The 15,726-nt window shown below is 38.9% G+C and carries 9 protein-coding genes and 1 pseudogene; 7 read left to right on the top strand and 3 right to left on the bottom strand.

Going from position 1 to position 15,726, the window contains the following annotated elements:
* Window positions 1-250 precede the first annotated feature (250 nt).
* From CDG59_RS14205 to CDG59_RS14175, 7 genes are all read left to right on the top strand, one after another.
* The gene (locus tag CDG59_RS14205) at window positions 251-2,194 is read left to right on the top strand and encodes a S8 family serine peptidase (protein WP_087545926.1); all 1,944 of its coding nucleotides are present in this window, start codon (window positions 251-253) and stop codon (window positions 2,192-2,194) included.
* Window positions 2,195-2,277: 83 nt separating this feature from the next.
* The gene (locus tag CDG59_RS14200; protein ID WP_087545924.1) at window positions 2,278-2,868 is read left to right on the top strand and encodes a DUF4384 domain-containing protein; all 591 of its coding nucleotides are present in this window, start codon (window positions 2,278-2,280) and stop codon (window positions 2,866-2,868) included.
* A 74-nt stretch (window positions 2,869-2,942) separates the two neighbouring features.
* On the top strand, window positions 2,943-3,686 hold the full coding sequence (locus tag CDG59_RS14195) for a hypothetical protein (RefSeq protein WP_087545922.1): 744 nt from the start codon (window positions 2,943-2,945) through the stop codon (window positions 3,684-3,686).
* 115 nt (window positions 3,687-3,801) lie between these two features.
* On the top strand, window positions 3,802-4,416 hold the full coding sequence (locus CDG59_RS14190; RefSeq protein WP_087545920.1) for a sigma-70 family RNA polymerase sigma factor: 615 nt from the start codon (window positions 3,802-3,804) through the stop codon (window positions 4,414-4,416).
* Between the two features lie 87 nt (window positions 4,417-4,503).
* On the top strand, window positions 4,504-5,529 hold the full coding sequence (locus CDG59_RS14185) for a DUF4384 domain-containing protein (protein ID WP_087545918.1): 1,026 nt from the start codon (window positions 4,504-4,506) through the stop codon (window positions 5,527-5,529).
* A 26-nt stretch (window positions 5,530-5,555) separates the two neighbouring features.
* Entirely contained in the window at window positions 5,556-6,935 is a 1,380-nt protein-coding gene (locus CDG59_RS14180) for a caspase family protein (protein ID WP_087545916.1), read from the top strand.
* A gap of 2 nt (window positions 6,936-6,937) precedes the next feature.
* A complete protein-coding gene (locus CDG59_RS14175) occupies window positions 6,938-7,447 on the top strand; it encodes a DUF4384 domain-containing protein (protein WP_087545914.1) in 510 nt (169 codons plus the stop codon).
* 50 nt (window positions 7,448-7,497) lie between these two features.
* Here the strand turns inward: CDG59_RS14175 and CDG59_RS14170 are convergent, their stop codons facing one another.
* The 3 genes and pseudogenes from CDG59_RS14170 to CDG59_RS15325 all read right to left on the bottom strand — a co-directional run.
* Complete coding sequence (locus CDG59_RS14170; protein WP_087545912.1) at window positions 7,498-8,067, bottom strand: OmpA family protein; 570 nt, start codon at window positions 8,065-8,067, stop codon at window positions 7,498-7,500.
* Window positions 8,064-10,925: a caspase family protein gene (locus CDG59_RS14165; RefSeq protein ID WP_171295054.1), complete on the bottom strand. Its 2,862-nt coding sequence runs from the start codon at window positions 10,923-10,925 to the stop codon at window positions 8,064-8,066. The genes CDG59_RS14170 and CDG59_RS14165 overlap by 4 nt, the downstream gene beginning before the upstream one ends.
* Before the next feature lie 64 nt (window positions 10,926-10,989).
* A pseudogene (locus CDG59_RS15325) lies at window positions 10,990-15,726 on the bottom strand (hypothetical protein); the annotation flags it as partial.

Raw genomic sequence — 15,726 nt, 5'->3', positions numbered from 1 at the left:
GAGTTCGGTTCTGTCATGAGAAAGCCCATATAAATGGGTAGAGTACAGGTTGCTGTAGAAGCATGTTTAATTCGTCTAATCACAGATACTTTATAAAGCATTTTAATACTTTTTTGAATCTGTCAATGCGTAAGTCCTATAAACGTAATATATCACCTTTCGGGTTATTTTTTCACATTAAAAAAATATTTAACCCGATTTTTTATTTTTCACGTTTATATCTACATCTTATTTTGGAACGATCCCTATCATGGCAACACTCATAAAAATTTTAGCCCTTGGCACAACAGTTTTAACATTAAATAGTGCAATTCACGCCGCTGTTTCCCCTCAATTCAGTAGTGAATTACAACGCTTTTTACAACAAAATCCACAGATTTTCAGTCATAGTAAGACCATTGCTGAAGCAAAGATCAGTGCAGATTTAAATCAGGTTTTAACTCAAGGGATTACCAAATCTATACCATCTATTTTAGTTTCCAAAAATGGAACTATTGCTGTTCAAATACAAGCCATTTCAGGGCAAGGTTTATCTTTAGAACAACAACTTCGTTCGCAAGGAATTGAGGTACAAGCACGCATTAAAGACCAATTGTTTGTCAATGTGGCTCAGGCAAAAATCAAACAGGTCATGCAATCTTCTCAAGTCAAAAGTGCAGATTTACAAGGGATTCTGGAAAATAATCAAGATATGGCTGTAAGCGAATTGTTAAACCGTTTAGGTCTAGCAGACCAACAACAAGGTTCATCAATATCTCCATCCCACACATCTTATTCATCACCTAATACAACAAACTCTACTCAAAGTGAAGGCTATACTGCCATTGCCACCACAGCCTTACATCAAAAAGGCTTTACGGGCAAAGGTTTAAAAATTGGTATTTTGGATTTTGGTTATCGTCACTATACCAAGTTACAGACGCAAGGTATTGTTCCAGCGCCAAGTAAAGCTAAGACTTTTGATAATGGTCAAAATGCTAATGAGATTAATGTACAAGCCAGCAGTGAACATGGCACAGCTTGCGCCGAAATCATTCATCAAATTGCCCCTGATGCTGAGTTATATCTAGTTCAGGCAGGCAATGGTGATGGTAGTGCCTCTTCAGGTCAAGTTGCCGCAGCCATTGATTGGTTGATTGAACAAGATGTTGACATTATTAACTTCTCAGGTGGTGGACATCATTCTCAACATGATGGTACTTCAGCACTGGATCAAAAGGTCAGTGAAGCCTTAAATAAAAATATTTTATGGGTCAATGCCGCTGGCAACGAGGGTGAAAAAATATGGACTGGACAACTGCTTGATCGAAACCTTAATGGCTTGGTGGATATTGGACAATATGATGTACTAACTTTTGAAAAAAAAGAGGATTCCAATACCATGATTATGCTGAATTGGGATGACTGGGACAGTTCTCGTCAAAATAGCCAGAATATTGATGTAGATGCCGTAATTCTTGCACAGGATAGCAATGGTAAAGTGGTCAAAGTTGCTGAAATCAACCAACCTCGTACCACCAATACCGCAGCTCGAAAAAGCCAGACGCTCCGTTTACCTGTTGGCAAATATGGTATCGCGCTACGCAGTAGCCAATCTGCTCTAAAAAATATCCGAGTTTATGTTGAGGGCGCACATTTGGATTTAGATCGACCTTATTCGAGTATTGCTATTCCTGCCACGTCTACTGATGCTCTTGCTGTTGCAGCATGGGATGTGAAAACTCAACAGATTGCAGCCTATAGTAGTCGTGGCGCAACCGACGATGGTCGGGTCAAACCTGACGTAAGTGCACCTACCAATACTTTAAATGCCGCGTACCAAGCCAGTGGTGGTTCTCGTTTTACTGGAACATCCGCAGCCGCACCGTATACCGCAGCTTTTGCTGCCTTAGTTTGGCAAGCTCAACCCAATTTAAATGCCAAACAATTAAAACAGTTGATTATTCAAAAAGCCACCAATGCTATTGGGCAAGCTCCAAACAACAATGCAGGCTACGGTTTAATCAATGCAAATACATTTTTATCTAATGTCCATCTTATAACGCCATCTCATAACACACCCACACCACAACCAACATTGATAGAAACACCAATGCCACAACCTGCACCAACGGAAACACCAGTATCCAATAGATCGTCTAGTGAACATTCTGATCAGGATGTACAAAATTTAATGAATCGTTTAGGGCTGTAAAAATTTTTTAAATTTTTAACCCGAATTGAAAATCCCATCGTTTATATAGACACACCGACTATTTTATTAAAAAGGAACATCCTATGAATACGTTTAAAAAGCTGATTGTTGCACTTTCATTAAGCAGTGTGATATTGCCTGTTGCTGCAGAAACCATCAACGAGGCTGCGGTACGCATTCGTGAACGCCCTGTGACTGCTCCTGTATCAACTGCTCAACAAGACAACACTGTAAAAATTAATGTTACACCATTAAAATCAATTTATCGTGTGGGGGAATCAATCAAATTTAAAGTAGTTGGCCAACAATCTGACTATTATTTATATATCTTTAGCGTTGACCAAAACACGCAAAAAACCACTCGACTTTTACCAAACGCTAAAACAAAAGATAACTATCTTCGTAAAAATAAAACCTATACCATGCCAGGAACAGTGGATTTCTACTCAGATGCAGCAGGCGTTGAAAAACTTATTTTTATTGCTTCTCGTACCCCAATTAATCTCAATAATATTCCATCAGAAACAGTGGGGGCATTTGCCATCAATAATATGGATGATGTTGCGAATGCCTTTAGCAGCAAAGCAATTCGTATTCGTGAACCAGAATCAAATGCTGCACCAAGCAATCCACAAGCTGGGGTAAAAACGGTACAATTACAGATTATGCCGTAATCCTCTTGATCATCGCATCGCGGTCAGACCCTTACTTTTCAGTAAGTAAGGTTCAATACTCAAAGGAGTCTTTTATGTCAAATCAGCATCATGGATCAAAACAGGATATGATCTTGCAAGACCTCTTTGACAAAATGATCTCTGAAACAGATGTACCTGATGAAATTACACAAAAAATTCTGAATGCTGCTGCACAGCAAGCTCAGAAGAATCAAAAACAATCTGCTTTAGTACAAGATAGCGAAGTGATTAAGTTTCCTAAAAGCACGCCATCTGTACATCAGGGATGGTATCAACAATACTGGTTTCAGATTGCAGCAGCTATTTCATTTGTTGTTGTGGCGGCAAGTAGCTTTTATTTGGTAGAACATCAATCTTCTGATTCTCTCTCTGCTCAACAAACACCAACGCAGCAACAAACGAGTCAGCCAAATCACTCAACACAAGCAACCGTTTCACCAACACCAATTGACGTTGAACCCGTACAGCCTTATCAGGCAGCACAACAGCCCATTCAAACTGCGCCCGTTGAGTCTGCACCTGTCAAAAGCCCATCTGTGGATACATCAAATAGTTTAAATCGTATTCTGGCAAATAATCAGACACAAGCACATGTCGATCAGGCACAAATACACCAACAACAGACTAGAACGCCATCTACATCCCATCAGGCAGCGTTTGAGGATGCTCAATTACAACAGGCAACAATCACGGATGAACCTCAACAGTCTGAATCTCCAGAGATAACAGGACGCCCTCATTCACAAAATAACGATGCGGTGAAAAGAACTTTAGAGCAAATTCGGACTACACCTTAATCCATATTCCAATGTTTTTTGCGATCAAGTGATTGACAAAATGAAGACTCGGTGGCAAAAATGTAGGAAATTGTCATCTTTTTTATCTAAGTAAGCATAAGGAGATGTGCGCCAGATGACATCTCTTATTACTTCGACGGATGAGGCACTCATGTTAGCGTTTGCCCAAGGAAGTCAAACTGCATTTACCGAACTTTACCAACGTTATCATCGCATAGTTTATGGTTATCTGATTGGACGCACTGCAGGCAATCAGACTACAGCCAATGAGGTCAGTCAAGAAGTCTGGTTAAATCTAATTCGCTATTCAAGTCATTACACCGTTTCTGCTAGTTTTAAGACTTTTTTATTTCGTATCGTCAATACTAAACTTATTGACCATTACCGTATTCAGCATGCTAGCCCAATATCTAAAAGTGTTGATATTGATGATTATTATGATATGGAAGAAGAATCAGACCTGAGCAGTGATTTAGGCAGTGACTTTGATAACCCTGAACAGATTGCTATTCGGGAATGTGAAGTCAATCAACTTAAACGAGCTTTGCAACAACTCCCTGAACATCATCGTGAAATTTTACTCAATAGTTTCGTCAAAGGCATGACTGTCCCCGAAATTGCAGCAGAACAAGGGATTCCTTTAGAACGTGCCAAAAGTCGTTTACGTTATGCCAAACAGGCACTGACTGAAGCGATTGCACAATTACAACAAGCTAAAATCATTTCCTGAATTTTTTTATTTTTACTTAACCCGAAATCTAAACCTGATCGTTTATAACTATGTCACATACTCACTTTGTTATATAGGACTAAAATAATGAATACATCCATCAAACTTGTACTTGCCACCAGTACTATTCTGACCTCTATGGCATGGGCAGCAGCAGATCAGAATGCCAAAGCAATTGTGATTGCCGATCGTCAACCTACATCTGCAACAATTGCGCCTGTTGTTGTCGCACCTGTACAAAGCACTGCACTTAGCCTACAGGTGTCTACCGGAAAAGCCAGTTATGCAGTTAATGAAGCCATACGCTTTAATGTTGTGACCAATAAAGATGCTTATTTGTATATTCTCAACGAATTGCCTGATCAAACCACTTTATTATTACCTAACAATAAGGATAAGGAAAATTTTGTTCGTGCCAATACCGTCAGTACATTCCCACGCACTTATAGCAATACCGTTGAATTTTACTCAGATGCTGTTGGCATTGAAAAAATATTGGTCATCGCCAGTGAAAAACCCCTTGATCTGCATCGTATTTTGACCCAACAAAAAGGAGTATATCAAGTTGGGCAAACAGAGAGCTTAATCAATAATCTGCAACAAAAAGCCATTCGCATTGTTGACCGTGATACAGGAACAACTGTGCAGGGCAATAATTCTGCTATTGTCAGTACACGTTTAAGTATTCCTGTTGGTAATCCGACAATGCCTGTCATGACAATTGTTCCGACACCTACCCCAAATGTTGTTCCTGTTGAAGTCAGCACAATTGGTACAAGTGTTGCGCAACTTGCCACCAATCCTCAAGGTGTACGCACCTTTATTGCTGCCGATCAATCAACCTATCGCACCAATCAGGTTATTAGTGTCTCTTACGGTGCAAGTGATGAGGGATACGTCACGTTGGCACAGGTTTATCAAAATGGCTCAGTACAAATTTTAAATCGTCAACGTGCTGATCGTAAATTTATGCAGGAAAAAGTGGTAGCGAATCAAACTGCCAAAGCACTTGTGGCATGGGTCAGTGCTATTCCACAAAATGAGGGCAGTGTCACCACACAAAGCCAAATCCCTCAAGGTGCGGCAATGATTAATATTTTAGTGATGCCTTAAATGAGAGGAATCATGGAGAAAATCAAATGAAAAAATCATGGTTAGCCCTCAGTCTGTTGATGTTAGGGGCATGTACAACACAATATAGTTTTGCTGCTGATCAGGCATTGATTGTTGGGGTCGGACAATACCAAAATCCGAGTGCCAACTTGCCAGGAATTGAGAAAGATGTAGCAATGGCACAACAATTGGTCGCTCACATGGGCTTTGAGGCCAAAAATATTAAACTGTTACAAGATCAACAGGCTACCCGTGAACAGTTTCGGGCGGCACTAAAGCAACTGGCTCAAACCACACAACCCAATGATCGGGTCATCATCTATATATCCAGTCATGGTTCACAAGTCAAGGACACCAATGGCGATGAAGAAGATGGTTATGATGAAACCTTATATCTGCATGATGGTAACTTTGTAGATGATGAATTTGGCGAATTACTGGATAAAATCCCAAGTGAAAATATGGTGGCCTTGCTAGATGCCTGCCATAGTGGTACAGGCACAAAAGCACTTCCACCAAATAGTTTGACCAGTACCAACACCATCCAAACCCGAGTAAAAGCATGGAATATACCGCTCCATGCAGTATCTCCAAAAAGCCATAAAAAGAATTTGAGTGTTGAGGCTGTCGATGCTACCGATGGACAACGTTATATTGCGATTGGTGCAGCACAAGACAATCAGTATGCTCAGGCAACCTCTGAGGGCAGCATGTTTACCAAAGCATTGCTCACCAGTTTTGAAAATGCCCGTAGTAATAAACAGGACATCTCATGGCAAAACCTATTTGATGCTACCAGTCAGCAATTGGCACAAGCCTTACAGGGGGTCGACCCCTCTATGGCATTTCAACCGCAAATGACAGGTAGTCCAGCACTATTTAGTAAAACCATCCGTTTTAATAGCGTCAATAGTAGTACCACAAGCTATAATCCTTTGTGGCAAGAAACACTGGATACAGTACAAAGTGCTGCCCAAAGCCTAAAAATTGAAGTACCAGACACACTAAAAAAAGGCGATAAAGTCAGCATTAGCATTGATGTTCCTCAAGCAGGTTATCTCAATGTCATCAGTATTAATCCAAATGATGAAGCTGAACTATTATTCCCGAATCAATATGCGCAGGACAATGCTGTAAAAGTGGAAACCATCCAAATTCCTCAAGCAGGCAAATTTGTATTACGAGCCAATCCCCCATTTGGTAAGCATTTAGTGGCTGCATTCCTGACCACACAACCGATTAATTTACAAAAAAATGCCTTGGGCAATCGGGATAGTAAAGGACAAATTAATAAGCTTATCGCTCAATTGCCACTTTCTAGCGTTCGTGCTTTAGGTCGTAGCAAAGACGAAAGTAGTGGTCGTTATATTGCTGGTTATCGAATTATTGATATTACGGAGAAATAAAAATGCGTACATTCAATCGTTTTTTGGCACTCGCCTTATTATCCAGTGCGTTGATCACAGGTTGTCAGAGTTATCCAAGCAATAGTAATCATCATACTTTGGCAAATTTACATGCTCACCCACAAGCAGCGAAAGTGCAAGTTGAACTTTCAGCAAAAAGTTATCATTTAAATGACCCGATTCGCTTCCGTGTGACGAGTCAACAAACTGGACGGTTATGGATTGTGCAGGTTGATCCAGAGGATCAGGCAACTGTTTTATATCCACCCTCTTCGGCTGTTGATAATCGCATCAGTGCCAATCTTGCCACTGATTTACCCAATGCAAACTGGGCAACTGAGTTTAGAGCCGTTAAACCCACAGGTCGTAGTCAACTGGCATTTATTGTAACGCCTGAGAAATACAGTCTGGATGATATTTTAATGATTCGTAATGGTAAGCTGACAAAAACTGCTTTTGCCAGTGATCAATCATGGGCATTTACTCAAATGCCTTTAGTGATTTACCCGTAATAGAAGTGAATCACAATAAGTGTAAGGGTAGATTTAATCCACCCTTACACTTATTTAATTAAAACAAATTTTACCCGACGATTTTCTGCGGCAAGTGGATTTTCTTTATTTAATAAATCATCCGATGCCCGTCCAACTGCAACCAGACGACCTGCTGCAATACCCTTTTGAATCAGTGCCTGACGGACTCTTTCTGCTCGTTGCTGTGATAACTTTTGATTCAGTTGATACCGTCCTGACTGATCAGTATGCCCCTCTATTAAAAACTGGTGACTTTGTAATTGTGGTGTTTGTAAGGCTTCGGCAATAGTATTGACCATGCTTTGCCCTTGTAGCGTTAAAGTAGATTTGTTGATTACAAACGGAATTGACAGATTAATCGCAGGGGGTGCAGTCAATACAGCACTTGTTGTATTTTCCTGTGGTGTTTCATCTTCAGCGAGCATAGCCTCGACATTAATATCTCGTGTCCCTGATGTTGAAACGGATGAATTGAACTGTTGCTGTTGAGGGGCCAGGGCTTTTACCAATTCAGCTACGCTAATGCTATTATTTTCAGCATGTGCATAATTCATGCTGATAGCGAAAAGTAGTGTCATTGCTATGCTGGACTTCATCATTTTGTTGCTCCTGGAGCGATAGAAATAGGTATCAAACGGACACTGGGTGCAGCAATCATTTGTGGAGTTTGCTCACCAAGATTCGCCATTCGATGTTGCTGTACAATCTGGTTAGAACGATCAAACCATTCTTTTAAATCAATCATTTGATTATGATTTTGGTCAGTTTCTGGGTCTTTTAAACCATATAATAATCCAAAGGTAAATAAACCATGCCCAAATTGTGCCAACTCTTGTGATGTTTCATCTCCTTTTGCTGCGGCTAAAACCGCAATATTGGCGGCGGCAGAACGTTTTAATAAGGAAAATGGGTCGGTACTTTGTGTGACTTGTTGGGCATGGCAACTATCAATAATCAGCAAACGTTTTCCAGCCACATTCCATAAAGGATTTAAAATTTCTTGCCAGGTAAGTAATGAATTCTGAGTCATTGCTTCACCTTTTAAGCTATTTTGAATATCAGTCAAACTGCTATCTTGAGTTAGAAATAGATATTCACCCTTTTTATTATTAAAGCCATGTGATGCCAAATAGACCACAACTGTATCTTGAGCTGTCGCTTGTTCCAGTTGCTTAAGCTGTTGTAATATCGTAGCTTTATTGGGTCTTAATTGCGCATCATCATTGATATTAACTGCAATAATATCCGAATATAATGATTTTTTTTGACTTAAAGCTTTATAAAAAGCATTGGCATCATTGACTGCATACTTTAAATCTTTAACCCTTTCTTTATATCCAAGTGGAATCTGGGTAAATTTATTGACTCCAATGGTAATTAAAAATAAACGCCCTTTTTTCTGTGCCTGTACCATAGGATTGGGAACAAATTGTTCTGTCATACCAATGCCTTGAGCCGACATGGTTTCTAGACGAATCTGTAAATCTTTTTGATCACTGGAAATTTCAACTGTGGTTTTTACATTTTGACCTGCATTGGAAAGTTTTCGCTGTACTGTCGGTGTATAAGGAATACCATTGACATAGGCTGTTAAATTATCAATTTTTTGTTCTGCACTTAACTCAACATCCAGTAATACTTTACCTTGTTGATAACGTACCTGTTGAATATTCACAAAAGGAGGTAACTGTTTTAACAAACTTCTTGCATCAAAAGATTGATTTTTTGCCTGACTAAATACCGTTTTAATAGCATCAGGTTGATAGAGTTGCCGTTCCATTTGTACCGCACGCACAAAACGTGGAGTATGTTCTTCTCCCCGATTGATCACCCAACCCATATATTGGTCGCCATATAAAGACGAGGCATACACCCCATCAGGTCGCCATGCCACCCATTCAAAATCTTTAGGATGAATATATAAACCTAATCGTTCCTGTCCCGTTTTTGCATCTAGCCAACGCAATGTTCCATCTGCCAACGCCACCACAACCCAGTGTCCATCCTGACTGCTATTGATCTGTTCAACTGGGGTTTGTGAGGCATAGCTCCATTGTTGCTGACCTTGTGTATTATAGGCACGCACTGCCCAGCCACTGCCAAAATATAAATTTTTCCCATCCTGACTAATTGTATGGGATTCATATTTTTCAAATTTATCAATTGTTAATAGTTGCCCATTTAATTTGGGTTGTTCCCGATTTTGAATGTCCAATTTAAACTGTTGATGTTGTTTTAATGCCGTAGATAAAGATGTTGTAGGAACATTTAACCATTGCCCCAAATCAACCTGCATGGTTTTACTGATATTGTTTTTTGTGGTGAATTGGATTTGTCGAGCATCTGCCGATAAACGAAAATCTTTGAGTTGATCAAAACGTAAAATCGGTGCAATCCACTCCTGAATCAGTTGTCCTTGTGAATTGACCATACCAAATGAGGGCGTATTGGTTGCAAATAATATATTGCCATCGGCTAAAGGCAACATATTGGTAAACTCACGTTTGCCTACATTCATTTGTTGTGGAACTGCTGCAATTCCACCCTGTGCATAACGGTATAATGGCGTTGCATTCTGCCCCTGATAACGCCCATTTAAATATAAAAATTGACTATCTTTGCTCCATGCAATACAACACAATGATTTCTGCTCAACATTTTGAATATGATGTGTTGCCAGAACTTGGCTACCATCCGCAGCCAATACCATCGCATAAGGTTGATCCATAATCCCAAACGTAATTCGTTTGCCATCAGGTGAGAAACGGATTCCACCTAGTTGTTTGGAAACTCCGATTTCCTGTCGTAAATACAACTTTCCATCTGGTTGATACAGTCGTACATAGCCATCGGCGGCTGTGGTTGCCACTCTCCCATCCACCGCAATATCCACAAAGGTCACTCGTTCGCCATATTCAGTATCTTGCCAGCGCACTTGCCATGTTTGGGTATCGTAGACTCGCAACCCCTCTCCACTATGCAAACCCACAGCCAAGTAGCGTCCATCCGCAGAATATGCCAATGTCCCGACTAATGCTGGTAACTGACTCACACGGTGAATCATTTGTCCAGAATCGGTATTAAATAGGTAGATACTGGCTTTTTCATGCCAATCCCAGCCTGTCCAGCCCCCCACTGCAATGGTTTTGCCATCAGGTGATACAGCTAAACCAAAGGGAGTGCCCTCATAACCTTGTTGGCTAGGTAAAGGAATGGTACGAATCAATTTAAGTTGTGGTAGTTGCCATATTCGAATGGTTTTATCAAAACCAATCGAAATCACACGATTATTTTTTTCATCTAAACGGATTTGTTCAATTTCGGCATTGTGCATTCCTGCATCTATACGAGGAAAAGGTATATCTGGAATAGTATTTGCCCATGTGCTATGAATAATAGGTAACTCCAGAACGCAGCACAGGATTACACAGCATAGTTTTATTGTTTTCTTATTCATATTCTTCCACCTCAATAAAAAGGCTGTATCACATATGATACAGCCATTAAAATAAACATACTGGTTATTTTGCGCAGTCAGAACCATCATCTATAGGTTTGAGTTGATCAACCATATATTGTGTTGCCGTCACTCCATCAGGCATTGCCACAGTATAAATTCGTCCAAAAGTATTTTCGGCTGCACCTGCCAATGGATTAAGTCGCCCTAAATCTGATTCACTCACCACTGATTTACCCACAACATAACATGCATCGGGAATCACTCGAAGCTGTGTTTGTGCTGTTTCTTCAGTAATACGAACTGTTTGGGTTGTATTGTCGTTAGTTGTTGTTGGCGTTGGCGTTGGCGTTGGCGTTGGCGTTGTGTTAAAACGTCCACTATTATTGTCAATAGTTGGCTGTGAAGTATTTGTATTGGTATTCACTGAAGTTGAACCATTTACGCCTGCACTAACCGAACCATTCACGCCCGTTAAGTTACCACCAGAACCTACAGATGTTGAACCATTACCACCAGCACTGATTGAACCACTCACTCCTGTTAAATTACCACCTGAACCAACAGTTGCTGAACCTGATGCACTACCTAATACTCCTCCTGTTGTTCCTGTAACACTACCTACATTAGGTTGAGGCTTGATGGGATCAATCTTGATATTAATTACACCAATATTACCGAATGGAGTGTTAGAGTTACCGCTGCCTTTCATATCAGACCTACCTGCACTCCCAAACGGATTTCCATTTGCATCAAGACCAGCATTATCAAAATTAATATTAACATCCTGCATAAAAAAATTAATATAACGCTTTGAGGTTATGGATTGATCAAAACCTGCAAGTTGTTGATAACTATCACAAGGAGTATCACCATAAATATCACACGAATCTACTAAATCTAAATCAATCGTAGCAAGTTTTTTTAGGCTATCATCTTCATAATTAGCTCCATTTAAAGATATTATTTTCATAAAAATACCATTCTTTGTATGCAGAGTATCTGTTATTTGTTTTGCATCTTTTTGCTTAACAATTTCAAATAAACCATCATCTAAGTTTTGAGTTAAATTATGTTTTATTTCGCCTTGTAATATATCTCGATCTAATCCAAGAATTTCACCATTAATATTTACTTTTGCTGTCTTTGAAATTATATCTATTTCCTTATTACTCCAATTGAGTGGCAATGAAGTTTCTTTCACAGATAAATAATTATTACTATTATTTGAAATAATTATTTTTGCGTATAAATCTAAATTACCATCTACTTCAAGAGAGCCATATTCATCTGTATTATCAAATAAAACCAAATCACCATTAAAATTAATATTATAAAATTGATGATCTTTCATATCTAAACTTCTTAAACCATTAATATGTTTCCCACGAGAATAAACTGCATCCCCAATAAATATCTTTTTTGTACCTGTTGTTGCATCACCGAAAACTAAGTCACCTTTATTTAAAGCAATTTTATTGTTGCTCACAATATAGCGATCTGCAAGGAGTTTTAATCCCTCTTTTGCTATACCTTTATCATCTTTGGCTTCTGTACCATCCAAATTTAGACCATTTACAAAAATATCCTGTTTTGCCTTAGCATGTAAATAACCTGTATCTGGGCGAGCAGAATCCTCATATCCTTTATATTTTGTTTTGTCAAGAATAATTGCAGAATAAGCATTATCAAACTCAATATCATAGGCTTGCTTGTCTTTCACATATTTTTGAAAATCTTGCATAGTAATATTATAATTTTTATATTCTTTAGAACTTATATAAATATTATAAATATTATTATATTTTGCCTCAGCTTCGCCACCTATCACAAAACCATCATATGTTCCATCACCATCGTTATCATAGTCCCAATAATCTTTCTCATACGGTTGATCTACGACTAAGCCTTTTTCATCTGTAAATTTTGTTGGTGGAAATGGATAATTCACAACTTTTGGTGGTTCTCCAACTTGTTTTTTAACCTCCTCATTTAACTCATTTTCATCTTCAAATGGATCAACATAACCTGTATTTTCACCACCAATTTCTTTATTAAAATAAATAGAACCTTGATCTGCGGTCGCCTCTATACCTTGCCATGCTTGAATATAACCAAGATCAAGATTTCCCTCTGTACTGTGTAAAATGACTTTACCTTGTTTCGCTTGCTCTTCTGGTGTAGCAGACAAATCAACTTTGGCCACTAACTTACCATAATCCTCTACAGCTTGTTTTTTCTGTGAGATATCCCCTTTAGCGGTCACAGTAATATTGCCAGTGGTACTTTCTAACTCACCTGCCAAATCAATTTTTCCTGCATGAGCAGATAAATCAATATTCTTTGCAGCTTTCGCTTTCCCTTGTAAATTAAGATTACCTTTATTTGCTGTAAATATTAAATCCCCTACCGAACTTTGGATTTCACTTTCTTTAGCCTGCTGAATCAGCTCATCTGCATTAAAGACTAAATCCCCATTGACTTGAATATGACCATTCAAATTAATCGTTTTAGCATTGGTCGATTCTTGCAACCCATTGACTGAAATCTTACCTTGATCAAGTTGAACGGTACCATCCAAAGTCACATTTTCGGCTTTTACAGTCAAATCACCATTGAGCAGTTTAAGCCCACTTTTATCCTTTTCAGCTTGACTGATAAATGTAAGATTTTGAGCTATTAAATTGGCTGATTTCGCTTGGTTTAAACCTGATAATTCAAGCTGATTTTGGGCTGCTAAATCCAGTAAACCATCACTATATAAACGACCACCTGTTTGCTGAATCCCTTTTGCTTTCGCTGTAATATTTTGAGCCTGTATTTCAGCATTCAATCCAAGCTGTTCAGCAATATTTAAGTTTAAATCTGCGGCTGATTTTAGTATTGCACCTAACTGAGCATTTTTTGCTTTAACTGTAATATGACCTGTACTTTCAATCCCATTATTGGTCGCTGCAACCGTCTTGACTGTTCCTTGCTCTGCTGTAATATCTGTTTTAGCTGATTTGGTTACACCTGCCAAATCAATCGTGGCACCACTGGCAGTAAGCACTAAGTCTCCACCTGTAAAGGCTTTACTCGCATCATTGTCCAAATAGCTCCCTACAACCAAACTATGTGCAGCTTTTTGCTCAATGGTTTCAGCAGTAACTGTTAAGGTTTTACCTGCTTGGCTAATACCTTGCTCAAATATCACTTGTTTTTTGGCATTAATGATTAAACTGTCATCAGCTTTTACGGTAGCCGCCAAAGTTACGCTAGATTCTTTTGCATCTAAATTAATTTTATTGGCTTGTATCCCTTTATTTGCACCACCTGCAACCTGCAAAGTACCTTGTGTTGAGGTCAATGTTGCATCTGCTTTTGCTTTACTGACACCATTTAAAGCCATATCCATCTGACTTTTGAGCGTTAAACTTCCTGTTGCATCCAATACACTATTTTCAGTTTGTGTCATTGAACCTGCTGTTGACTCCAATGTCATCGCTTGAGCAAGTATATTTGCATCTATATTTAACAGACCTAAGGTTGCCACATTTACATTATTTTTTGCAGATACAAATGCTTTTAAGTCAGCCTCTTTTGCTGTAACAGTTACATTGCCTATTGTACTACTAATGCCTTTATCAATTGCTTTAACTGTATTGACTTTACCACTATCGGCTTTAATTGTGGCCTGACCTGCTTCTATTGCTCCTTTTAATACAATATCAGTCTGGGTTGCAGTTAAATCTACGCGGTCTGTGGCTTTAATACCCTGATTCAGTTCCTGTTGAATATTGCCAGCACTTAATTTAATTTGTTTCGCTTCAATGACACCATTATTTAAGGCTAAGTTTCCTGTGTCTTTCACTTCGACCAGATTGATAGCTTTTACGGTTGGAGCTGATTTGTCTCCACCAATCACTATAGTTTGACCTTTAAAGGTTAAATTATTCCCTGTTACAATACCCTGATCTTTACTTGCAGCTGATACCGTTATATTGCCTTTGGCTGCGAGTGTTGCATCAGTTGCAACTTTGCTTGTACCTTGTAGCTCAATATCTTTTGTATCACTGGTGATGGTGAGGTTGGTTGCATCTAGTACACTTGTTGAGCTTTGTTTAATTGAACCCTGAGTGGATTTTAAACTCATGCCTTGTGCTTTGGCTTTGCCCAATACAGTTAAATCTTGAGTCGTAGTCACACTCAGATTTTTTCCTGTATTTAATAATTGTGCTGCAAGTTTAGCTTGATTCGCTGTAATGGTTAAATCACCTGCACTGGCTAAACCTTGACTGTCTGTAGTAAATTCCACAGTACCATCTGTCGATTTAATCGTAGTATTGGCTTTGGATTCACTGACTCCATTTAATGTAATGCCTGCTTTCCCGACAATATTTAAAGCAGTATCTTTCGTAGATTCCGCTAATAATTTGCTGTTTTTACCTTGTGTCAATGTACCATCTGAATCTAAACTGATTTTTTGTGCTTTTGCTTCGGCATCTATATTTAACAGACCTGTTGTCTTCACTGTTAAATTATCTTTTGCAGATAAGAATGCTTTTAAGTCAGCCTCTTTTGCTGTAACAGTTACATTGCCTGTCGTACTACTAATGCCTTTATTGGTGGATTGAACTGTACTGACTTTACCACTATCGGCTTTAATGGTCACCTGACCTGCTTCTATTGCACCTCTTAATACAATATCCGTCTGGGTCGCAGTTAAATCCACGCTGTCTATGGCTTTAATACCCTGATTCAGTTCCTGTTGAATATTGCCAGCACTTAATTTAATTTGTTTCGCTTCAATGACACCATC

Origin of the sequence: Acinetobacter sp. WCHA29 (assembly GCF_002165335.1) — a bacterium.
GTDB lineage: Bacteria > Pseudomonadota > Gammaproteobacteria > Pseudomonadales > Moraxellaceae > Acinetobacter.
Note: the sequence above shows the minus strand (reverse complement) of the source record. Positions and strands in the feature narration are given on the sequence as shown.